Here is a 23278-nt window from a genome sequence, read left to right on the forward strand (position 1 = left end):
TATAATGAATCATCTTCGTATCGGAAATCTGGTTTCTAAGTGGCCGATCATTCAGGGAGGCATGGGTATAGGGATATCCCTCTCCTCACTGGCAGGTGCAGTAGCAAAAGAGGGCGGCATAGGAATCATCTCAGGTGTACAGATCGGTTACAGGGAAGAAGACTTCCTGAAAAATAACCTTGAAGCGAATAAAAGAGCAATGAGAAAAGAAATCAGAAAGGCAAGAGAGATTGCTCCGGAAGGCATCATAGGCGTCAATCTTCTGGCCGCAATGACAACATATAATGAACTGATCACGACAGCCATTGAAGAGGGCATCGATCTCATCGTGACCGGAGCCGGTCTTCCGCTGGACCTTCCGGAGATGGTCAGAGGGACAGAGACTAAAATAGCCCCTGTAGTATCTTCAGGAAAGGCTGCTAAACTGATATCAAAAGTCTATGACAGGAAGTTCGGCATTCCGGCAGATATGTTTATCGTTGAAGGTCCATTGGCAGGTGGACATCTCGGATTCAAAAAAGATGTCATGGAAAAAGAAAGCTACATGGACCTTGAAGACATACTGAAGGAAGTTCTGGAAGAAATCAGACCATTTGAGGAAAAGTATGGGGTGAAGATCCCGGTGGTTGTAGCCGGTGGAATCTTTGACGGAAAAGATATCGCATACTTTATGAGTCTTGGTGCTTCAGGGGTGCAGATGGGTACCCGCTTTGTAGGTACAGAAGAATGTAGTGCCGACCTTAAGTTTAAAATGGCCTATATTCGTGCAAAGAAAGAGGACATCAGACTTGTGAACAGTCCTGTGGGCATGCCGGGACGCGCCATATCCAATTCCTTCACCGAAAAAATGGATGCCGGAAATATTAGGGTGAAGAGATGCTATAACTGCCTAATACCCTGTGATCCAAGAACCACGCCTTACTGCATCTCCGATGCGCTGATGAATTCCGCAGAAGGGGAAGAAGGACTGATTTTTGCAGGAGCAAATGCCTATAGAGTCAGCGAAATCGTTACGGTAAAAGAACTCATGAATCAGCTTATTGAAGAGGCCCGTGAGCAGCTTGATGAGCAGAGAGTTTAATAAGGAATAAAGAATAAAGGAGCACATCAGACTTTAAGCGGTCTGATGTGCTTCATCTTTTTTACGTAAGCGATATGCGCTGATTCTCTAGATGAAACTCCATCCATAGTCAATCGAAATCCTGATCATGGTAGTTCAGAAGCCGCTTATTCCTGTAGATGAACAGAGACTGTATGATCATCAGTGCACCTGTAACCGCCAGAATGCTTTCTATTGAAACCGCTTCTGCCAATGGACCATACAGAAGCATGCCAAGAGGCATCATCATGTTTGATGCGCTGATCAGGCTGAAGACTCTTCCCAGTTTGTCCTCAGGAACATTCTCCTGAAGGAGGGTGACGATCGGTGTGTTGAAATAGGGCATGCACAGTCCGATTAAAGTCATAGCCGCAATATAGAGGAAGAACTGGTTCGTGAGTCCCATGAAAAGTGTAAGAAGACCAAGAACCGTCAGTGTCAGAGAGAAGGTCCGGACTTTATTTTTAAATCCCTGCCAGATGACGATGAGAAAACCACCGATAATGGTGCCGCCGAAAAATGAGATTTCATTCAGCGTGAGTCTCCAGTATTCCTCTCCATAACTTCTTGCCACAAGAAGAGGGGTCAACATGGCCACTGGTGCAACCAGAAAACTGAGGATTAGCTGAGCAAGGATGAGTGAGGCGATAAACCCGTTTCCGCTGGCATATCTGATTCCGTTTTTGAGATCCGACAGATAATCTTCCTTATCCTTGGATAATGCTTGCTTATGAGTAGGCACTTTAAGAATCATAAGCAGTACAATTGCCGAAACTGCCGTAACGACATCGATGAAAAATATTGCGGGAAGGTCTGAATAGGTCAGAAGAAGTGCACTTAAGGCAGGAGAAAGAAGCATCATGATGGACTGCACACTGGAGTTTATGCCGTTTACCTTCATGAGCTTGTCTTTTGGAACAATCTGAGGAAGCATTGCTGAGACTGCTGGGGTCTGAATACCTGCTCCGATGGAACGGATAAATGAAACAATAAACAGCGCTTCAATTCCTCTGTACCCTGTGAGGAAAATTATGGCCAGTATGAAGGTTGAAGTCGCAATACCAAGGTCAGACAGTATAATCAGTTTCTTTCGGTCATACCTGTCTGCCCACACACCGGCGAAGACCGATATGATGAGCTGAGGCATAAATCCGAACAGAGTAGATAAGGTCAGCATGATCCCTGAATTTGTAGTCAGGGTAATATACCACATGATGGCATACTGAACCAGGGACGAACCAAAAAGTGATACGGCCTGACTGGAAAGAAATATTACAGTGTCTCTTTTCCAATGTGGAGGAAAGGGTTCTGTTATCTCTGCTATTTGATCTGTTTCTTTTACCATATAAATTACCTCAATTGTATTTATTGGTTTCATTATACTTAATGCAAGGAATGAGATTGTATATAAATGATGAACAATCATTTCGCTAAATATAAAGTCGATAATAGGGTTATTGTCTATAATAAAACATTTCATGAATATAAAATTGAATTGATGTAGGTGATGGGATAAAAGATGCAAAAGTGTTAGAAAAGCTGATGGAGGAAACGCTATAGGTTTGGCTGATGTTGTAATGGAGTAGGCGGATATTGTATAATGAGGAGTAATTTGTATGGATGTGGCAACTGCTGTTCAATCATTTTAAAGACTGTCAGAAATATTAAGCGAAATTTTTTATAGTCAGTCACGTGTAATATTATTGGGATTCAAATAGTGACTAGTATGTTATTTAGATGACCTAAGATAAATCTTATGATAGCTGGTGTAATATCTTTGCAGCTAAATGCACATAGACTTAAGAGATTTAAACTGTCAATAAAATTATAAAGGAGAAAATTATGATTAAAGTTTGCGAACATTGTTCAAACATAAATATTGAACTACTAAAGAAAGCTGTTGGCGAAGATAATGTTGAAGTGGGTTGCATAGAAAACTGTGCTGCATATGAAACTGAAGCATATGGTTATGTTGATGAGGAACTGGTTGTTGAGAACAACACAGAAGAGTGGATTAAAAAAGTCACAAAATAATATACATGGGTAAGAAAATTCCTACATCTGATCTATCTTGATCTGTTAAAACAATAATTCCTGAAATTGGGGCCAAGGGATGGACGGCAATAGTTATTTTACTTTTATGCATGAATTCAAGTCACTGATCCTGATTGATATGCAGAGGGACCAGCTTCTAAGTCGCCTATAACAAGCAGGTTCTGCTCGGCCATGTGAATGATCTGATGATTCTATTCACGACAAGAAACTGCCGGTCGTTCTATTCGGTCGATTGCTAAATGAGAACATATGAAAACCTCTCAAAGTATTATCATTATATAATACTTTGAGAGGTTTTTCTGTATCCATGAGAATCATGGATAATGCTATATGGTACCCTCAGCGGGAATCGAACCCACAACTAGCCCTTAGGAGGGGCTTGTTATATCCATTTAACTATGAAGGCTTGAACACTAGTTATTGTAATATATTAAGCGGTTTAAGTCAATGAAACAGGAGTCTGGTAACGGAAAAAACAGGAAGGATGGAACTGGTCCATCCTTCCTGTTTTTTCCGTTTTCCAGTTCTATAATTCGGCTTCCAGTTCAATGATCATCTTCCTCATTTCATCTGTAATCAGATATACAGGTGAATTATCATCGCCGGTATTCCGGTTTTCCACAATCAGAACCTCAGCATCTTCACTTAGAGTATGGGTGTGCCATACACCCTGTTTGACGTTGTAGCCCTTATGCTTCTCCATCGGCACCTTCTCAATAATTCCTGGAACATCACCAGTTCCAGCAGAGTAAAGATTGCATGTACCGTTTATGAGCACAAAAACCTCATCTGTAAGCATATGCTTCTGCATGTTGACAAGACCTTCAGGATTAAGATCGTCACAGTACTTGAGCACTGCCACTCTCCAGGATTCAAAATCAATGATGGGCATATACCCGGAATCCGGGAATTCCGCTTTGACAATATGTTCTTCACTCATGTTTTTCAGCTCCTTATATTATGAAAGTTCTACCACTATATGGTGTTCTTTGTCAGGATCCAGTCTTAGTATATCTTCCTTTCTGATCAGATCAACTGAGGTGCCATTTATGTAAGGCTCATCATCGATGCTGATCTTTGTGATCTTATAGCTGCCCGCTTCAAGCATGCTTTCATTGACATAGGTAAGTTTCAGCTTACGGTCATAGAAAGGGAAATCCAGATGTATTTTATGATCTCTTCCGAACTGCTCCCTAAGGAGCTGTGGTCTGAAAGAAAGATCCCCCATTTTACCGCTGACGCCAAACATCTGTGTAATTACAGTGAGAAGCATCCAGCTGGCAGAGCCGGTAAGATAATGGTACAGCCCTCTTCCTTTGGCGTCAATATATTCCGGTATCCCCGGATATATTCTGCTCTTTTCGAAATCACTGCAGTGACTGTATAGTGAAGAGATGACTTTGAAAGCTTCTTCGGATTTTCCTCTCTTGTAGAGCGCATAGCCGTACATGACCGCCATATGGGAAAAGACTGCTCCATTTTCCTTATGACCGTAGGCAAAACCGAACATTCTGCCAAGATCCATTTTGACTTCATTAAAGTTCGTGTTGAGTTTATATCCGCCGATGGAAGCATCATAGAGAAGCTCATCTGCAGCTTTTATGATCTTCGTCAGCTCTTCCCCGTCAGCAGTATGAGACATAACCGTGAAGACCTGGCTTGTGAGCATCATACGTTTTCCGGACAGGAAGTCACCTTCCACTTTATTCCCACTGTTGTCATAATAGCCGTTGTACCAGGATAACCCGGATTCGCATTCGATCCATTCATTTTTCCTGATGTTCTCCTTAAGCTCTGCTGCCTTAGATTCAAGGCTATTTATAATCTCCTCGATATCGAAGCTGATCTTTTCGCCCGTGAATTCTGCCATGCAGTAGTCCTTAAGAAGCTTCTTCTTAAAGGAAGGGTTCCGTTCTCCATCTTTCAGCAGCAGTAGAAGACCCTTGTGCAGTAAAACTTCATCTGTTCCCTTACTTTTCAGAGCCTTTAGAAGCTCTGCAATTTCTTCCATATTATAGGCATACATGGAGGTGAAGGCGACGCTTTCTCCGTTTTCTCTGGCCATGTCCAGGGCATCATTCCAGTCTGCCCCTCTTAGTCTCATATGTCCATGTTCACCCACATCATAGAAGGCGGTGAGGTGTTCGATGAGAATATGTTCAAGGACAGAGCCCCTGTAAGGCTGTCCTGTCTGATCCATGAGTCTGTTTCTGTTTATAGGATTCCATCTGAGGTCTTTTTCCTCACCTCTTGAAATCTGCATATCATGGAAGTAGGTGGTTTCCTCAGTGAGAATATCGAGATCTCCTGTCTGCTGGATATAGAGACTGGTGGTCAGGAATGGCCACATACCGTGATCCATCCAGACTCTTGTGATGTTGTTTCGGTCTGCGATGAACTCGCCAGGTGAAAATCCGATGATGGTGGCATTGGTTCCGTCTATCCTTACGCCTCCATAATTATCAAGAAGCATCTTTCTGACATCTTTAGGATCCATGATGAGGAGTGCCAGACAGTCCTGCCAGAGATCGCGCCATCCTCTTCCGCCTTTTCCATAGTCATGGTGGGGAAGGAAGGAGCAGCCGTAGATTCTTCTTAAAAACGGCTGGAAGCTCACCCATTTCATCCAGTGATTGAAAACATCATCTCCTGTAGCGTAGGTGATGTTCACCTTTTCTCTCCAGCAGTTCCTGGTCTCTTCAAGGGACTGGTCAAACATTTTCCTGTTCATGAACCTGACGGCAGTTTTTTCAAGATCTTCCTTATTTTCTCCATATCCGAGGATGAACGTGTAGAAGATGCTTTCGCCAGGCTTCAGAATTCTTACATTAAAGACAATACCGCCAAGGGCTTCATACCCTTCTGCAGTTTCACCGGCGCCCAGAAGAGTCATTGACTGATCACCAAGAATCCCGGGATTTTCAAGACTTCCACCCTCCCCGATGAATTCCTCGACTGTTGGGATGAAGCCTCTTGGCTTTTCGTCCTCTCTTCCGCCGAATACGCCATAGACCTGGGTGTTCTGGTGATGTCCTCTTTCATCAAAGGACATGGTGGGTTTCACCGTCACACCATATTCAGTGGTTTCGATCCGGTTAAGAAGAGAAGTGACATGCCTGTGATCTCTTATGTTGTCTGCTGAGCGTCCAAAGACCGGAATGGCTGACACAAGTTCAATGGTCATGGGTTTTTCGGTGGTGTTTTTAAGGGTGATTCCGGTGATTTCCACCATTTCACCCGAAGAAGGTACGAAGCTCATGATTTCCGAAGTCAAGCCAAGCTTTGAAACTCTGGTGAGTTTATGGTACATGAAACCTGCTTCAAGGGCAGTAGCCTCCTTTTCATCGGTAAAAAGCTCCGACTGGGCTTTCGAGGATTTTCCCGTTGCCGACCAGAAGGAGGATCCGTTTATTCTGACCCAGAAGTTTCTGGAGGATTTGTCATTATGAAGATTTTCGCTGCTTACGGGAGGCATAAGAAATGCGTTCTGTGAAATTTTGGAATCGCCGGAAAGATTTGGCGTCACTGAACTCATGACACCATTTTCGTTGGCAAGGGGAAAGTAGAGATAGCTGGTAAGCTCAGGATGATTAAGACTGAACGTTTCATCCTCTTTGCTGTTATACCTGATCATATTACATCGCTCCTAACTTAAGACACTTAAATTTGTCTCAAGTATAGCAAAGGAAAATGAGCAGAAGAATTTATTAATTTTGCCAAATAGGTAAAAATTTTTACCTGTTTTCTGTTTAACCTTGCCGGGGAAAACCTTTCCAGTTACCTTTAAGATGAAATGAAATGGTATACTTTCTTAGAATAGGTTAAAATATTTACCTGCATCAGACACATAGGTTTTATTATTGGAGGATTTCATGGCTAAACTCACCGATTTATATAAGGGGTTAAAAATCAAGACGAAAATCATACTCATCTATATATCCGTTCTGATCTTTTCGCTGGTCCTATCCTTTTCCGTCATTTCCTACATCAACCGTGAATATACGGAGAGAGAAGTGGGGGAGCTCGGCATACAGACGGTTAGTGCATTGAAAGGAAATCTGAGTATCATATTTGAAAACGTCACCCAGTTTTCCGATCTGATCTATTTCGATGAGGACATTCAGTCCTCGCTGAAAAACATCCATTCCATGTATATGGACCCTTTTATCCATAAAAACATCACGAAGAGCCTTGTGAACATGATTCTGTCCGGTGACTATCTCTCAGGGGTATTCATCTTCGACAAGTATCATAATCCCTACAGCTCATATAAGATGGCTCCGGCTGCCATTCATAATGACGAGATCTGGAACACGGAATGGTTCAGCGATGTGCGGAAGGCTCGTGGAAACGGATTTTTCATTCATCGAAGCGAGGAGATCATCCAGTTCAGAGATAATAGAAACTACATCTCTTACATCAGAGAAATCGGAGACATGAACACCTATGAGCCTCTGGCAACGCTTCTTGTGACCATTGATGCAAGAACCATCGAATCTTATTTCAATGAAGTCAGTGCATCCTACGACAACAAATTCTTTATTGTGGATGAGTCGGGAAATTACGTGATCCCTCCAGATGAGTATCAGGAGGAGTTCAAGAACCGTCTTTCAGACGGGGAAGCATCGGTCAGCGGCTATGAATCAGTGACCATCGATGGGCAGAGCGTAGTTCTTGTCCGGCAGGATATGGGCATCAGCGGATGGGAGCTTGTGGGCGCGTTCAAGATCGACAGTATGAGGGCTATGGCGCCTTATTATACCACTGCCATCGCCATCATCATCGCCATGAATATCCTCTTCATCTTCATCAGCTCCATGTTTCTCACAAGGCTCATCTTCAAGCCGCTGAACAAAGTGGAGAAGCATATGGAACTCGTAGAGCGCGGGAACTTCATTGAAATGCCCATAGACGAGCATAGAAACGAGATCAACAATCTAAAGAATGTTTTCAATCACATGACCCTTTCCATCAAGAATCTCATCCAGCAGGTTAAGGATGAGGAGCAGGTCATTGCCAAGGGAAAACTCGATATCATCAATGCCCAGATCAATCCCCATTTTCTCTACAATACTCTGGATGCGGTTTCCGCCCTTGCCCTTATGGAAGATCACGAGAACTGCTTCAGAATGACTCAGGCGCTGGGCAGTTTCTACCGAAACAGCTTGAATAGCGGTATGGATTTCATCTCCATAAGAGATGAGCTTGAAAGCATAAGAAGCTATATCACGATTCTGAATATCAGGTACGACAACAAGATCAAAGTGGAGTACGACGTGGAGGAGGAACTTCTTGATGTTAAAATTCTGAAGCTCATTCTTCAGCCCCCTGTGGAAAACGCAGTCCACCATGGGATAAAAAACAGAGAAGGTGAAGGACATATCACCATCAGAGCCTACAGAGACGAGGATGAGATCATCTTCGTGGTTTCCGATGACGGTAAAGGAATGTCCGAGAAGAGGATCGAGGAAGTCATGACCGGAAAGAACATCACCGGCAAATCAGGCTTCGGAATCCACAGCCAGATCCAGAGGATCAGGCTTTACTACGGCATAGAGAATCCGATTATGATCAGCAGCGAAATCGGAACTGGAACAGAAATCATGATCAGAGTAAAAAGACAGAAAGATGGTGAATCATAATGGAAATCAGAGTTTTAATCGTGGATGACGAAAAGCTTGAGAGAGTGCTCATAAGAAAAGGATTTGACTGGGCGGAGAACGGATTTGCCATTATAGGAGAAGCAGGCTCCGGAGAAGAAGCGCTCATGATGGTCGAAAAGGAAAAGCCGGACCTTGTGCTGACGGATATCAGCATGGTCAATATGAATGGTCTGGAGCTGGCGGAGAAGATCACTAAAATCTCTCCCCAAAGCCACATCGTCATCATCACAGGGTACCGGGAATTTGAATACGCCAGAAAAGCGGTGAAAATCGGTGTGGAGGACTTTCTCCTTAAGCCCGTATCCATAACGGATCTCACCACTGTGGCATTAAAGATCAGGGAAAAGATCTATAAGGAGAAAGAGGAGCTTAAAGAAGTCATACAGCTTAAGGAAAGTGCCCTGGCAGATCAGGATATCGTCATGGAGAGCTTCTTTCAGAAGCTCATTGAAGGAGATGTTCTTGAGGATGAAGCCAGGAGAAAGCTCAGTATGTTCGGCTTTGAGAAGCTCTACAGGAAGTTCTCGGTCTATGACATCAGGCTGAAGGAAAAGAGCGAAATCAGGTCCATGAAGAAGGTGAAGACGGTCCTTGGAATTGTGGAAGAGGAAGTGCCTTTCCAGCATATGGCCTTTACCCACTATCAGCAGAGCATCATCGTCATTCTTGCAACTGACACAGCTGATGAAGCCTCTCGGATTGCAGATACCATCCATGAGCGGATCCAGAGTGAGATTCAGACCGGTTCAACCATAGGCATCAGCAATATGCATGAAGGCGTAGGGGATATTCCAGAAGCCTACAGGGAATCCGAAATGGCCATAAGCGCATCAGTTCTTCTTGGCAGAAACCGGTGCATCACCTACAAGGAATATCAGAGCGTCATCAAGAAGAATGAGCACAAGAAAGATATCGACTGGGAAGATTTCATCTTCTCCATTGAGAACGCTCTGACAGAAAAGGTTGCAGATCACGTCAATCAGTATGTGACTTTTATAAGAGCATCCAAAATTACAGATATTGAGTACTATCGCCTCATGACCATGGATCTTCTCTCAAAAGGAGCTGCGACCCTCAACAAGTTCGGCAGCGGACTTTCTGAAATCACCGGAGAGGATACGCTCTACAGCGAGATCAGATCCATCAGCACCGTGGACGAGATGGAACCATATCTTCTGAAAACCCTTGGTCGTATCATGGATTTCCATAGGAAAAAGAAAAACACGAGAGGAAGAAAAGTCGTGGAAGACGCTCTGGAATACGTCAATCAGGAGATATTTTCCCCTGAACTGAGCCTGAAGACAGTGGCCGCGACAATCTATTCCAATGAGAGCTATTTAAGCCGTGTGTTCAAGAAGGAGATGGGCATAAGCCTTATCGAGTATATATTGAAGAAGAGAATCGAAGAGAGTATAAGGCTTTTAAACACCACAGACATGAAAGTCTATGAGGTTGCTGAGAAAATCGGATTCCGCGATTCACACTACTTCAGCATCTGCTTCAAGAAAATCACGGGCGTCACGGTAAAGGAATTCAGGAAAGTGAAGCCTGAAAACTGAAGAATTTTTCCATGTAAAGGTTTTGATGAAGTAAAAATAATGACCTTTTAGGACAAAATATTAAATTTTCCTTCCGAAGACCATCAAGTATACTGAATATAACGTTAAGACATGCATGTAAAGTGAATTGGTACCGATTACAACGATAAGTGTAATAATTGGGAGGAAATAAAGAATGAAAAAGAAGCTCATAAGTAAGATCGCAACATCGCTTTTGGCGGCAACCATGGTCATCGGACTCGCCGGATGCGGAAAAACGGAACCTGTGGCTGAAGAGACACCAGGAGCTCCAGCTGCTGATGAAGAGGTTACCCTGAATGTATGGCATCAGTGGTCTAATGATACAAATGAACTGAAGAAACTTTATGATCAGGCAGTAGCAGATTATATCAGTGAAAATCCTCATGTAAAGATTGAAACTCAGACACTGGATACTGAAGCCTATAAGACGAAGATCTCAGCTGAATTCGCAGGTGATGCAAAAGGTATAGATGTATTCTATTACTGGGGTGCTGGAACTGCAAGAAAGCTTGTTAACGCTGATAAACTTCTCCCAATGGATGAGTATCTGACAGATGATGTGAAATCCAGAATGCTTGAAGGCGCAACAACAGCATTCGAGTACGACGGAAAGCTGTATTCAGTACCATCATTCTCATGGTTCATGACCCTGTATGCAAACAAGGAACTGTTTGACAAGGCAGGAGCTGAGCTTCCAACCACCTACGAAGAACTTGTGACTGCAGTGGAAAAGCTGTCCGCACTTGATGGTGTGACACCGATCGCAGCAGGCGCAAAGGATGGCTGGAATGCGGCATTCATCTACCAGGCACTAGCACTTAGAGAAGTAGGCGCATCAAACATCAACGATATGCTCACAGGAAAAGTGGAATTCGGCGATGAAGGCTATACTGCAGCTGCAGAGAAGCTGGTAGAGCTTTACAACATGGGCGCATTCGGAAAGAATCCTCTTGAATCCGGAAACGATGATGCCAATGCTGCATTCGGAAATGAAAGAGCAGCTATGCGTATCATGGGAAGCTGGCTTGCAAACGGTCTTTACACAGATGAAACTGCTACCATCGATCCTAGCAATGTTGTCGCACTGAACATGCCGGTAGTAGAAGGCAAGGGTGATGTATCCGATTATGCAGGCGGATTTGTAGAGTCCTTCTGGGTCAACAAGAATACAAAAGACAAGGAAGAAGCGGCTAAATTTGCAATATACATCAATGAAAGAATGGGTGTTGCAGCTTATGAAACCGGTACAGGATTCAGCGGCTGGACTACAGAAGCGGATGAAAGCAATCTGAACCCTCTGTTCGTACAGATCAAGGAAATCCTTGCCAACAGCAAGGAAGGCGTTCTGGCCTGGGATACTTCCCTTGACTCAGAGCCTGCAACAATCCATAACGAAATGGTTCAGACACTGTTTGCACCAAATGCTGATGTATCGGCATTCATTGAAGAACATAAGGCAGCCATCAACAAATAATTGACTGCGGGTTGTTAGATCAGGTGAAGTAGGGGTATCACTGCAATTAGGTGATACCCTTTTTCATCTCATGACAGGAGGATTTAAATGGAAAAGATGTTAGGAAAAAAAAGACATATAGCAGTCTTTGTACTGCCTGCGCTGATTCTCTTTATTGCGTTCAGTATCATTCCGCTGATCACGTCAGGAATCTACAGCCTGTTTGAATATGATGGTATCGGAACGATGAAGTTTATCGGATTCAACAACTATATCAGAATGTTCACCGGAGACAGATACTTCCCACAGGCGGTTCTCAATTCAATGATACTTGTGGGCGCATCACTTCTCATACAGCTGCCCATCTCACTGGGACTTGCCATGCTCCTGGCTAAAGGGGTCAAGGGAGAAAAGTACTTCAGAACCATATACTTTCTGCCTGTGGTCATTTCGAGCATGGTCATCGGACAGCTCTGGATCAAGATTTTCCACAGCGAGTATGGTCTGCTGAACATGCTGATCTCGACCTTTACAGGCCAGTCATCGGAATATTCCTGGCTTTCCAATCCCGATACTGCATTTCTCAGCACTGTTGTGCCTGCTGTCTGGCAGTATATCGGATATCATATGCTCATCTTCTATGCAGGGATCAAGTCCATTTCCCCTGACTACTATGAAGCGGCCATGATCGACGGTGCAAACCGATGGCAGACCAATATCAAGATCACCATACCGCTTCTGGCGCCTGTCATAAAGACCTGTTCCATTTTTGCCATAACGGGCTCCTTGAGAGCTTTCGACCTGATCTATGTCATGACAGGAGGAGGACCAAATCACGCAAGTGATGTTCCGGCAACGCTCATGTACAACAATCTGTTCAGGCGCAGCCTCTACGGATACGGAAGTGCACAGGCTTTCTTCATTGTGGTGGAGTGCCTGATATTCTCATATATCGTGACCAGACTGTTCAAAAAAGCAGAGGAGAATGCCTCGGTATTCTAGGAGGAGAAGAAAAGTGAAGAATAAGAAGATAGCCAAGAACCTGAAATTTATCCTGCTAGTCGTCATTGCCGTCACTCAGCTTTTCCCGCTTTACTGGCTGGTGACCTTTTCCCTTAAAGGCAATGCGGAGATTTTCGGTGACAATATCATCGGACTTCCTCAGGCCTGGAGATGGGAGAACTACTATAAGGCATTTACGCAGACAAACATCATCAGATACTTTCTGAACTCAGTATTCTATTCCGCAACAACGGTGATTGCATCTGGCATTCTCTCCGCCATGGCGGCCTATGCCATTGCCAGGATGAAGTGGAAATGGAGCGGACTGGTCTTCGGAATATTTGCCATAGGCATTATGATCCCTGCACAGGCTGCCCTTCTGCCGCTTTTTCAGCTGCTGGACAGGACCGGTCTTAAGGGAGGATATCTGGGCCTTCTCATCCCCTACATTGCAGGTGCCATTCCCATGAGCATTCTGATTCTTACAGGATTCTACAAGGGGATACCCAAGGAGATCGAAGAGGCTGCATACATCGACGGCTGCGGTGTATTCAGATCATTTGCACTGATTATCCTGCCCATCATAAAACCGGCCATTGCAACAGCTTCGGTATTCACCTTTCTCGGGACCTGGAACGAGCTTATGCTTGCCAACACCTTTGTCGACAGCGACAAATACCGGACACTGCCTGTGGGCATCATGTCCTTTGCAGGACAGTATTCGACGGACTGGGGACTAATCGGTGCAGGGATGGTCATCGCGACTGTACCTACAATCATCATCTACTTCCTGCTCAGCAGTCAGGTTCAGGACAGCCTCGTTGCCGGAGCAGTTAAAGGATAGGGGGAGTTTATCATGAGCTTTGAAAATGGACGCTTTGTCATAGAAAATTATCACATGGATTCGGTGTTTTCGAGTTTTCTTCCAGGAATCAGCGGAAAGAAAGGCATTCCCATCTGGTGCTATTATGTCAATCGCGGACAGGCGGTGGCAAGCTTCGGTACGGAGAACAAGGATCACTCCATCATGGAGTTCTATCCAGCCCATCAGTCCTATCAGATTGTCAGTACCATGGGCTTCAGAAGCTTTCTGAAAATCGACGGAGTATATTACGAGCCTTTTTCAGATGATTCACTTAAGAGAAGAATGCTCATCGGCATGAATGATCTGGAAATCGAGGAGACAAACGAGAAGCTGGGACTGAAGGTTTCGATCTGCTACTATACTCTACCGGAGGAAAAGCTTGGCGGTCTTGTCAGGGAGATGCGGATTCTCGATCTTTCCGGAAAAGCCAGAAAACTTGAACTTGCAGACGGGATGCCTGCAGTCATTCCCTACGGAATTGACCTCAATGAGCTGAAAGAAACAGGACAGACCATGAAAGCCTGGATGCAGGTTGAAGATACGGAGAAAAAGCTTCCCTACTACAGGGTGAGAATCAGCACAAAGGACTCCGCAGTGGTTTCACTCATCGAGCGAGGGAATTACTACTTATCTCTCGGACCTCATCATGAGCTTCTTGATATGGTCGTAGACCCCAGCATCATTTTCGCTCATGACACTTCCTATCGGAACCCGGTGGGTTTTCTGAATGACACGCCGGAAAATCTTCTCACGAAAAAACAGTCTACGCAGAACACCGTCCCATCAGGATTTTCAGTCTATCATGGAGAACTTTCTGAAGGTTCGGAGCTCAAGATCATATCTGTTTCCGGAATGGCGGAAAGCAAGGAACTTCTTCAGGCGTTTGCAGACAAAGTCCGGGAAAAGGATTATTTCACCCGTAAGAAAGCATACAATGAAAGTCTTGCAAGGGGTCTTACAGATGTCATCTCATCGGGTACGGGGAATGTACTCTTTGATGAATATGCCCGTCAGACATACCTTGATAATCTGATCAGGGGAGGTCATCCGGTGAAAATAGGGGATAAGGTGATTCACCTCTATTCCAGAAAACATGGTGATATCGAAAGAGACTATAATTATTTCAGACTGTCACCGGAATACTATTCCCAGGGGAACGGCAACTTCAGAGACGTCAATCAGAACAGAAGAAATGATGTCCGATTCCATCCTTTCGTGAAGGATACCAACATCAAGGGATTCTGTAACCTGATCCAGATGGACGGAAGCAATCCTCTTTCTGTTCAGTCGACTACATACAGAATGTCGGGCACTGAATGGGTTAAGGACCAGGTAGCCGACAGACATCTGGAAAAGCTGGAAGAATTTCTGAAAAAAGAGTTTTCACCTGGACAGCTTCTGAGATTCATTGAGAAGGAACAGATAGAGCTTAAGGGAACGGAAGGAGATTTTCTAGAAAAGATCATCGAGAAGGCTGAGGAGATACAGAATGCGGAGTTCTCCGAAGGCTACTGGACGGATCATTTTGTCTACAACCTGGATCAGATTGAAGCCTATCTTTCCATTTTTCCCGAAAAAGCTGAAGAACTTCTGTTTAAAGACAGAACCTATACCTATTTTTCTCAGAATGCCCATGTTCTGCCTAGGCATGAGCGCTATGTGGAAACGGCAAAAGGCATCAGGCAGTATCATTCCATAGTGGAACTGGAGCATGACAAAGCTGAAGATAGGAGGCTTAGAACCGACTTCGGAAAAGGTGAGATCTATCATTCTTCGCTTATGGAAAAGCTCCTTGTGATTCTCGCAGCTAAGTTCTCAACCCTTGATCCGGACGGTAGAGGCATCGAGATGGAGGCGGGAAAGCCTGGCTGGTACGACGCATTGAACGGCCTTCCGGGGATTTTCGGCTCATCGGTTGCAGACGCCTGTGAACTCCTCAGAATGATGAAATTCATGGGTGAAGCTATGAATGCCTATGACAGGGAAATTAAGCTTCCCAGAGAAGCGTACGATCTCCTCATGGGTATAGACAATGTTCTGAAAGCTCGTCAGGAGGATAAGCGGACAAAGTTTCAGGTATGGGATCAGTTAAACTGTCTGAAGGAAACCTACAGAGAAAAGATCAGGCAGGGTATTCATGGAGAAGAAAGGACGATTCTGAGCCTGGAATTCGGAGAAAGTCTGAAGCTCTTTATAAGCTATCTAAATGAAGGCATAGAAGAGGCGGTAGACGAGAACAACGGAATCTGTCCCACCTACTACTATAGAGAAGTGGCAGAATATGAGAAGAAAGAAGGCAGGATTATTCCTAAATCATTCAGAAGAATCGATCTGCCCATATTCCTTGAGGGACCGGTGAAATATCTGAAGCTTATGAGCGGATGGAAAGAGAAGAGAGAAGCTTATGAGAAAGTCAGAATGAGCCCCCTGTATGACAGGAAACTGCAGATGTATAAAGTCAATGCTTCCCTAAAGGAGGTCACCTTTGAGCTCGGAAGAGCCAAAGCTTTTACCCCTGGATGGCTTGAGAATGAATCCATCTGGCTCCATATGGAGTATAAGTATCTTTTGGAGCTGCTGAAGAATGATCTGCATGAAGAATTCCAGAAAGATTTTAAGACCATGTGTATCCCGTTTCTTGACTTCAAGGTCTATGGAAGAAGCCTTCTGGAGAACTCGTCATTTATCGCAAGCAGTGCAAATCCGGATGAGAAGATCCACGGAAAGGGATATGTGGCAAGACTCAGCGGATCGACCGCAGAGTTTCTGGAAATCTGGCAGCATATGATGTTCGGAAAAAGATTTTTCAAGGAGTCGGATGGAGAACTTACCCTAAGCTTCTCCCCGTCCATACCGGATTACCTGATCACTGAGACGCTCAACATCGATACGACTTTCCTTGGAAAGACCCCGATGAGCTATCATCTCAGCAGCAGAAAATCACTGATCCCTGGTCAGTACAGCATCAGAGAAATCATTCTGACCGATTATGAAGGGCAGAAAAAGTCATACAATGGTGCTGTTCAAGGTGAAGAGGCAGAACAGGTCAGAGAAGGAAAAGTCAGAAGAATTGATGTCTATATCGAAAACTGATCAAGAGAAGCAATAAACCCACGGTGAAATGGAGAGGATAATATGTTTGAAATTTTTCATCCTGAAAGCAGATTTATGGAAATGCTCGGTAGAATAACGGATATGATGCTTCTGAATGTGCTGTTTATCATTACCAGTCTCCCGGTTGTGACAATCGGCGCATCCTCAGCAGCACTCTATTCTGTGACGCTTAAACTTTCAAGGGAAGAGGATGTGTATCCTCTAAGAGAATACCTTTCGTCTTTCAGGAGTAATTTCAGAAAGCCTACTGTTCTTTGGCTCATCTTATCTGCTGTGGGGATGCTCCTTGCCGCTGAAACGGCACTCCTTCTTCTTGTGGACAGCGGGATAAAGTATCCGCTTCTCATTATTCAGGGAGGGCTGCTGCTTTTCTACCTGACCACTTTTTTCACCGCAATTCCTCTTGCAGCTGAGGCAACGGAAGGAGAAATGGAAATTCTGAAGACTGCTCTTACACTGCCGTTCTACAGTTTACCGGAAGTGATGGGGGTGCTTGCTGTCAATGTCGTTCCGGTTCTGTTTACCGGATATCTGTTTCTCTTCCTGCCCAATATCTTTATGGTATGGGGATTCATCGGATTTTCCTGTATAGCATATGCTTCTTCCTTCTTTATGAACCGTGTGCTTAAAAAAAGAGAATGAACTGAGAATAAAGATCCTCTGCGCAAAACCTTATTCATGGTTTTTGCAGAGGATCTTTGATTTTCTGTCCGTTTCAGGGCAGGGGTTTTACGGGTACTGCTGGCTGATCAGGAGAGTTCCTCTTTGTCTCACCGATATAGATTTCTCCACTTTCTCTTCTGACCAGATAATAGGAGCCTTTGGAAGCGCCTTTCTCCTTCACTTCAAAAGTGTAGTAGAAATGTTCTTCTTCCTCATCCGGGAACTTATGGACCGTTCCGCTAAGCTGTCCGATTTCATGCTCAGGAAACCTTTCCGCCATAATTTCCATGGAAGAAGCCCAGCTGACGACATAGTTCGTCTCTTCCGGTTCAATGAGGATGGCTGACTCAGGATCCAGACGCTCATGGCTTAAAAGTGCAAGGTAGACCGGAAAACGGATTTCATAGAGGTCGATGTAGATCTGAATATCTCTTGTTTCACCGGCACCGATGATGAGGTTTTCCTGATACTCTTCTCTTCTGAGATGGAATCCGATTTTGCTTTTTCCGGATTCATCTGTGATGTCGGCGTAGTGTGGCCAGTAGACTAAGCGTTCTTCATTTCCGAGATCTGTCATGATACCCAGTTCCTGATACAGATCGATATCATGATCCGTAAGGTTCATGATGAGGGTATGAATGAAAACATAAGCTCCATCCGTTGTTTCATCAAACAGTACCGATTCGAATCCCGGTTCAGGGTGTTTCAGAATATTCGTGGCATATGCGGAGAGGCATTCGGCAGTCAGCTCATCTGTTGATACCTTTACCTTCATCGGATAGGTTCTCAGCTCAGAAGGAGAGTCTGTGCCGCTTACGGCAAGATCTTTTCTCCCTGTCCCATCCGTTCTGACAAAGGTCTGCACAATCATGAAAGTGGTAAAGTCGATATCGATATAGACGAGCCAGTCCTCATGGATACTCATGGTTACGGCATTGTCGTCATTGAAGGTCATGACATTTTTTCCGTCAAGGTCCATTCTGCGCATCTCAAGATCCGAAGAATCCGAGAGGGTTGCACTGTAGTAGATATAGCCACCTGATACATTGAGCGAAGCCGCCTTGTCGCCTGAAAGCTTGCGGTTTTCTTTTCCGTCACGATCCATCTTCCAGATGGTATTTTCTCCGTTCTCGGTATTGAGATAATAGATCAGCTCTTCATAGATGAGGATTCCGGCGGATGGTCTCTCAAGAAGCGCCGTCTGGCCGGTGCCATCGGTTTTCATCCGATGCAGGAACTGTTTTTCAGGTTCCAGATAGAAGATGAGATCCTCTGATACGGTGAAAGACTGAACCTGATTGCCGGATACTTTTTCTCTGCCTGAACCGTCCGGTCTTACTTTAAAGATGCTTCCATAATTCTCTTTATCTTCTTCTGTAGATCTATTGATGTAATAGATCCACTCACCCGAGACAAGGACATTTTCACAGGCATCCGAAGAGATGGGCGATGAGCTCAGATCATCAAGATTCATCCTGTATAGCCTGTTTCCGTCGCTTCCGTTGCAGTAGATCAGATCATTCCCCATGAGATTGAGAAAATATGCCTGATCATCACTGACCTTCTCTTCTGCATCTCCATTTTTTCTGATCCGGTAGAGCCTGCTGTTGTCCGCATAATTCATGAAGTAGATCCACTCCGACGAACTTACCGATATTCCGCCGTTTGAGATGTTGCCGCTTGTATTGCCTTCATCACTTCTTCTATCTCCGGTTTCACGGCAGCCGGAAAAAAAGACAGTCAGTATCAGTATAGAAACCATGATGACGGAAGTCTTCTTCATGTTTATCCCCTTCTTTCACATGATCAGGTGAGAAGTTTCTATAAGCTTCTTTGCTAAGATTATATCAGCACAAAATGAAATATCTGGCTTAAGACTTTGAACAAATGAATAATAAAGTGAAGGAATACGTTCAGAGAGAATATGTTCTCCAAAAGAAGAGAAAGCTCTGCAGCGGCAGAACTTTCTCGATGGATTTTTTTCATATGAGCACATAGGAGCCGCTTTCTTTAAGCTTGAATGTCTCGGTCTTCAGGTAATCAACAAGAGCGTCAATTGCTGAATAAGGAAGATTCTCGTGATTTCTTCCGAATTTTTTCGGAACGCCCTGACTGGTGACATAACACGCCCGATAGGTTCTGTTGAGATCAAGCTCTTCATCGCCCACATTGATTTTCTGTATTCTCTGTCCTTCTCCGTTTTCCACTTTCAGATAGATTTTCAGCCCCAGTGCTCTCTTGACATAGCCGCCCATCTGATTGAATGGATTAGCTGAATAGGTGTGTTCAAGATTTGCCTCCAGCATGTCGATGATCTCTTTTCCTGTCAGATCGACTACAGAAACGGGAGGGTTGACAGGGATTACCTGATGGAGATCTCTCATGGTGACAGGTCCGATATCCACTGGAACCCCGTAGCGCCATCCGTTTGAAAATGCGATCTGTGCACCGCTTTTGTGAAGCAGTGCAGAAAGCAGAAGATTGTCCATGGGACATTCAAGACTTGTTCCCCGGTGAAGAACTACATCGGTCTTTCCGACAGTCTGATCGAGATGATCTCTATACGGATCCATGATGTCTTTGACCATTTCGGCGAATTGAGGATCTTCTGGAATCCCTTCGGATATATCGATGAGCTCATGGTGTACCGATGTGATTTTTCCTTCGAAAAGGGACAGATCCAGTCTGCCCAGGAAGGAACCGTGAGATCCGGACTGAATAATGAAGGTATCCTTTATCTTCACCGCTTCTCTTATTCTGTTGTGGGTATGTCCGCTTATGCAGACATCAATGCCTGAAATCTGCGAAACCAGAGCAATGTCCTGTGGAAAACCGAGATGGGAGAGAAGGACGACAATTTCAGCACCGTTTTCCCTTACTTCACGGATATATGATGGAAGCTCCTTATCTCCATTTGTGAAGTAAAGTCCTTCACTGAAGCTTTCTGGCATATTTCTGCCGATTATGTTGCTTGCTACACCGATGATGCCGACTTTTACGCCTGATACTTCCTTGATGAGATAGGGTTTCATAAAGAGCTCATCAGAGTCCTTATAATAGACATTGGAGGCAAGAATCGGGTAATCAAGCTCCTTCTCGCGTTTTTTGAGAACATCCGGTCCATAGGCAATATCCCAGTGAAAGGTCATGGCGTCCGGTCTCAAAAGATTTAGTAGAGGGACAAGTGCAGCACCTTCGCTTTTTACCGCTTCATAGGTTCCGTGAATCGTATCCCCATTGTCCAGAAAGAGGATTTCTCCCTTTTCTTTTCGGATCTCTTCCACTACAGTTCTTAATCTTGGCAGTCCTCCAGCTTTAGACAAAGTGATTCCCTTGTCTTCATAATAGACTTCATTGTGCAGATCAAGATATCCATGCAGATCGTTCATCTGCAGTATGGTCAGATTAATCATCTGTTTCGCCCCTTTCCGGTTATTCCTGTTCATCAGATTATACTCGAAAGATATTTCCAATTAAGAGATGATCTTTGAATAACGTGTAATGAATCATGATACCTTTCGGCTTCATTCTTGCACAGTACAGGGTATTTTACGGGCCATCAGATGCTGAAAACAGATCACAAAAAGGTTGTGCTTGGAGATAATGTTGAAGTTGAAACATCACAAAAGGGATTCGATAGAATCCCCCCTTACTGCAATAATATATAATATGAACCGTTTCAGTCCATATTTTGGAGAGTCTCCTTCTTTTTTCGTGAAATACGAAAAGCTCGGTTTGCCTGATAAACTAGAAGAGCGATCAAGAACAAGTCCATCAGCCCACTAAAATCAAATAATCTGATCAACGCACCGACTACAAGAATTATACCCATGATGAAATAATTCCAATTATAAATCTTCATTCTACACCTCTTTTCAAATTTAGTAGTTTCAAACTACGCTATTAATGTCATCGTAATATTCTAAATCAATATTGATGCTTCCTATAACTGATATGATTAAGATGAAAAACTATACTATTGGATGTTAGTTATATTATATTACGATTTTGAGAAATATTCCATTTTCAACATAGATTTCATACAGAGCAAAAAAAATAAACGGATCCGGCATTTTCAGCCGGATCCTCATTAATAATTCTCTATATTCTACAGTCTTTTTGCTCTTTTCTTTGTGATGATGATCATGATGACACCCAGAAGTATCATAGCTGCTGAAATCAGCTGTGCCTGTCTCATTCCGAGGAACATCAGGCTGTCCGTTCTCATTCCTTCGATGAAGAATCTTCCGATGGAGTAGAGGATAAAATAGGCATAAAGTACAATCCCGTCTTCATTCTTCTTTTTCTTTCCGAAGAGGATCATCAGTGCGATGAAGCACAGGACGTTCCAGATGGATTCATAGAGAAATGTGGGATGGTAGTAGGTGCCGTTGATGTTCATTCCGGTCTGGATGAACTGGGGAAACCTGGTGATGAACGCTTCTGATACCGGTCCGCCGTGTGCTTCCTGGTTCATGAAATTTCCCCATCTGCCTATGGCCTGAGCAAGGATCATGGCGGGTGCTGCTGCATCGACCATAGCCAGAATATCCTTAAGCGATTTCTTCTTCACTTTCTTGTAGATGAATATTCCTAGGGCTGCACCGAGGATACCCCCGTGAATGGCAAGTCCTCCGCTTCTGAAATTAAGCATTTCTCCGAAGGATTCATACTGATCGAGTTCATAAAGGACATAATAAGCTCGGGCACCTATGAGAGCCAGGGGAAAAGCATATAGGAACACATCGGTGACTTCATCAAAACTGACTTCACCTCTGCTTCTTTTACTGTTGTAATAGAGAACGACAAATCCCACCAGTACACCTATGGTGATGATGACACCATACCACATGATTGGAATGCCGAATAATCGAAAAGCAACTGGATCCATATAAATACCTCGCTAATTTTTTCTCTCATTATAACATAGGATTAATTATAAAATCCTTAATCTCAGCAGCCATGGGGTACAAAGAAGAATTAAAGTTGTGAAATCGCCTGAAAGTAATATCTGGTGCTAGAAATTTGATATAATATAAGAACAAAGACATAAAGCATCACTTAGGAGGGAAATTATGATGAAAAAGAACATGCTGAAAATTGCTGCCGTAATGATGAGCTTATCTTTACTGGTCGCATGCGGGAATAAAAATACCAGTGATTCGGGTGCACTACAGGAGAACATCGCAAAGCTTGAAGAAAAGATCGCAACTCTTGAAGCAGACAATGCAGAACTTGTCGAGGAAAACACAGCACTTAAGGCGGAAATCGAAACGCTGAAGAGCGGAAATCCGGAAGTGCCGGCTGAACCTGTGGAAGAAGATGAGGAAGAACTTCCTGTCTTCGGTTCAGAAGAAGACGGAAACATGGTTCAGGTATCTACAGTGGTCGTCAAGACAGACGAACCGCTCCTCAACAAGATGAAAATGATGGCTGATGAGCTCAGCGAAAAGTTCTTCCAGGGACTGGAAATGGAAGCGAAAGAAATCAGAACCATCGACGGGAAAGAAATCCTGGTTGTCGATCTTAAGGAAGGATCAGGAGCTGCAGGAGAAAAGAGCTGGATATATGACTATTTCCAGGGATCAACAGGCGGGCTGGTTACAGAGACTGCGCTGACAGAAACATTCCTTCAGAGAGAATATGGCGGAAGATGGGTTGAAGGTGTTCTTTTCACAATAGACGGTGAGAGCATTGAACTGGATCACGTCCCCAATCTTAAGGATGTCATCCTGAGATAACCGCAGAACAGAATACAGATTAAAGACATAAAAAGATCACCTT

At 44.1% G+C, this 23278-nt stretch carries 16 protein-coding genes and 1 tRNA gene; 10 read left to right on the plus strand and 7 right to left on the minus strand.

Annotated features, from left to right (window positions below; translation table 11 throughout):
- The first annotated feature begins 4 nt into the window (after positions 1–4).
- Positions 5–1081, plus strand: coding sequence for an NAD(P)H-dependent flavin oxidoreductase (locus RTX25_RS08780; RefSeq protein ID WP_397428538.1), 1077 nt, complete (start codon positions 5–7; stop codon positions 1079–1081).
- A gap of 109 nt (positions 1082–1190) precedes the next feature.
- On the opposite strand, the gene RTX25_RS08785 is transcribed toward RTX25_RS08780, so the two are convergent.
- A complete protein-coding gene (locus RTX25_RS08785; RefSeq protein ID WP_312652809.1) occupies positions 1191–2444 on the minus strand; it encodes an MFS transporter in 1254 nt (417 codons plus the stop codon).
- A gap of 497 nt (positions 2445–2941) precedes the next feature.
- Here RTX25_RS08785 and RTX25_RS08790 point away from each other — a divergent pair, with 497 nt between their 5' ends.
- Positions 2942–3133 carry a DUF1450 domain-containing protein gene (locus tag RTX25_RS08790; protein ID WP_312652811.1) on the plus strand — a complete coding sequence of 64 codons (192 nt, stop codon included), beginning with the start codon at positions 2942–2944 and terminating at the stop codon, positions 3131–3133.
- A gap of 352 nt (positions 3134–3485) precedes the next feature.
- On the opposite strand, the gene RTX25_RS08795 is transcribed toward RTX25_RS08790, so the two are convergent.
- The 3 genes from RTX25_RS08795 to RTX25_RS08805 form a co-directional block, all read right to left on the minus strand.
- Positions 3486–3560: transfer RNA gene (locus tag RTX25_RS08795), tRNA-Arg, on the minus strand.
- A 120-nt stretch (positions 3561–3680) separates the two neighbouring features.
- Positions 3681–4094: a hypothetical protein gene (locus RTX25_RS08800; RefSeq protein WP_312652813.1), complete on the minus strand. Its 414-nt coding sequence runs from the start codon at positions 4092–4094 to the stop codon at positions 3681–3683.
- A gap of 18 nt (positions 4095–4112) precedes the next feature.
- On the minus strand, positions 4113–6788 hold the full coding sequence (locus RTX25_RS08805) for a GH36-type glycosyl hydrolase domain-containing protein (RefSeq protein WP_312652815.1): 2676 nt from the start codon (positions 6786–6788) through the stop codon (positions 4113–4115).
- Between the two features lie 238 nt (positions 6789–7026).
- Here RTX25_RS08805 and RTX25_RS08810 point away from each other — a divergent pair, with 238 nt between their 5' ends.
- From RTX25_RS08810 to RTX25_RS08840, 7 genes are all read left to right on the plus strand, one after another.
- Complete coding sequence (locus RTX25_RS08810) at positions 7027–8796, plus strand: histidine kinase (RefSeq protein WP_312652817.1); 1770 nt, start codon at positions 7027–7029, stop codon at positions 8794–8796.
- Complete coding sequence (locus RTX25_RS08815) at positions 8796–10376, plus strand: response regulator (RefSeq protein ID WP_312652819.1); 1581 nt, start codon at positions 8796–8798, stop codon at positions 10374–10376. Before RTX25_RS08810 ends, RTX25_RS08815 begins: the two co-directional genes overlap by 1 nt.
- A 175-nt stretch (positions 10377–10551) precedes the next feature.
- Positions 10552–11871: an extracellular solute-binding protein gene (locus RTX25_RS08820; protein WP_312652821.1), complete on the plus strand. Its 1320-nt coding sequence runs from the start codon at positions 10552–10554 to the stop codon at positions 11869–11871.
- A gap of 87 nt (positions 11872–11958) precedes the next feature.
- Positions 11959–12852: a sugar ABC transporter permease gene (locus RTX25_RS08825; RefSeq protein ID WP_312652823.1), complete on the plus strand. Its 894-nt coding sequence runs from the start codon at positions 11959–11961 to the stop codon at positions 12850–12852.
- Positions 12836–13696 carry a carbohydrate ABC transporter permease gene (locus tag RTX25_RS08830; RefSeq protein ID WP_312652825.1) on the plus strand — a complete coding sequence of 287 codons (861 nt, stop codon included), beginning with the start codon at positions 12836–12838 and terminating at the stop codon, positions 13694–13696. The genes RTX25_RS08825 and RTX25_RS08830 overlap by 17 nt, the downstream gene beginning before the upstream one ends.
- 12 nt (positions 13697–13708) lie before the next feature.
- Entirely contained in the window at positions 13709–16810 is a 3102-nt protein-coding gene (locus tag RTX25_RS08835; protein WP_312652827.1) for a hypothetical protein, read from the plus strand.
- A gap of 42 nt (positions 16811–16852) precedes the next feature.
- Positions 16853–17473 (plus strand): YesL family protein, encoded by a 621-nt coding sequence (locus RTX25_RS08840; RefSeq protein ID WP_312652829.1) that lies wholly within the window; start codon positions 16853–16855, stop codon positions 17471–17473.
- 73 nt (positions 17474–17546) lie between these two features.
- Here the strand turns inward: RTX25_RS08840 and RTX25_RS08845 are convergent, their stop codons facing one another.
- The 3 genes from RTX25_RS08845 to lgt form a co-directional block, all read right to left on the minus strand.
- Positions 17547–19277: a DUF5050 domain-containing protein gene (locus tag RTX25_RS08845; protein ID WP_312652831.1), complete on the minus strand. Its 1731-nt coding sequence runs from the start codon at positions 19275–19277 to the stop codon at positions 17547–17549.
- A gap of 199 nt (positions 19278–19476) precedes the next feature.
- Complete coding sequence (locus RTX25_RS08850) at positions 19477–20907, minus strand: bifunctional metallophosphatase/5'-nucleotidase (RefSeq protein WP_312652833.1); 1431 nt, start codon at positions 20905–20907, stop codon at positions 19477–19479.
- A gap of 695 nt (positions 20908–21602) precedes the next feature.
- Positions 21603–22385, minus strand: coding sequence for a prolipoprotein diacylglyceryl transferase (lgt, locus tag RTX25_RS08855; RefSeq protein WP_312652835.1), 783 nt, complete (start codon positions 22383–22385; stop codon positions 21603–21605).
- Between the two features lie 184 nt (positions 22386–22569).
- Between lgt and RTX25_RS08860 the strand changes: the two genes are divergently transcribed.
- Complete coding sequence (locus RTX25_RS08860) at positions 22570–23235, plus strand: hypothetical protein (RefSeq protein WP_312652836.1); 666 nt, start codon at positions 22570–22572, stop codon at positions 23233–23235.
- The last annotated feature ends 43 nt before the right edge of the window (positions 23236–23278 follow it).

It is taken from the genome of Proteiniclasticum sp. (genome assembly GCF_032054185.1).
Lineage (GTDB): Bacteria > Bacillota > Clostridia > Clostridiales > Clostridiaceae > Proteiniclasticum.

Bases quoted from the DNA above. Each gene is read 5' to 3' on its own strand.
- RTX25_RS08780 (WP_397428538.1), top strand. From the start codon at position 5: ATGAATCATCTTCGTATCGGAAATCTGGTTTCTAAGTGGCCGATCATT.
- RTX25_RS08785 (WP_312652809.1), bottom strand. From the start codon at position 2,444: ATGGTAAAAGAAACAGATCAAATAGCAGAGATAACAGAACCCTTTCCT.
- RTX25_RS08790 (WP_312652811.1), top strand. From the start codon at position 2,942: ATGATTAAAGTTTGCGAACATTGTTCAAACATAAATATTGAACTACTA.
- RTX25_RS08800 (WP_312652813.1), bottom strand. From the start codon at position 4,094: ATGAGTGAAGAACATATTGTCAAAGCGGAATTCCCGGATTCCGGGTAT.
- RTX25_RS08805 (WP_312652815.1), bottom strand. From the start codon at position 6,788: ATGATCAGGTATAACAGCAAAGAGGATGAAACGTTCAGTCTTAATCAT.
- RTX25_RS08810 (WP_312652817.1), top strand. From the start codon at position 7,027: ATGGCTAAACTCACCGATTTATATAAGGGGTTAAAAATCAAGACGAAA.
- RTX25_RS08815 (WP_312652819.1), top strand. From the start codon at position 8,796: ATGGAAATCAGAGTTTTAATCGTGGATGACGAAAAGCTTGAGAGAGTG.
- RTX25_RS08820 (WP_312652821.1), top strand. From the start codon at position 10,552: ATGAAAAAGAAGCTCATAAGTAAGATCGCAACATCGCTTTTGGCGGCA.
- RTX25_RS08825 (WP_312652823.1), top strand. From the start codon at position 11,959: ATGGAAAAGATGTTAGGAAAAAAAAGACATATAGCAGTCTTTGTACTG.
- RTX25_RS08830 (WP_312652825.1), top strand. From the start codon at position 12,836: ATGCCTCGGTATTCTAGGAGGAGAAGAAAAGTGAAGAATAAGAAGATA.
- RTX25_RS08835 (WP_312652827.1), top strand. From the start codon at position 13,709: ATGAGCTTTGAAAATGGACGCTTTGTCATAGAAAATTATCACATGGAT.
- RTX25_RS08840 (WP_312652829.1), top strand. From the start codon at position 16,853: ATGTTTGAAATTTTTCATCCTGAAAGCAGATTTATGGAAATGCTCGGT.
- RTX25_RS08845 (WP_312652831.1), bottom strand. From the start codon at position 19,277: ATGAAGAAGACTTCCGTCATCATGGTTTCTATACTGATACTGACTGTC.
- RTX25_RS08850 (WP_312652833.1), bottom strand. From the start codon at position 20,907: ATGATTAATCTGACCATACTGCAGATGAACGATCTGCATGGATATCTT.
- lgt (WP_312652835.1), bottom strand. From the start codon at position 22,385: ATGGATCCAGTTGCTTTTCGATTATTCGGCATTCCAATCATGTGGTAT.
- RTX25_RS08860 (WP_312652836.1), top strand. From the start codon at position 22,570: ATGATGAAAAAGAACATGCTGAAAATTGCTGCCGTAATGATGAGCTTA.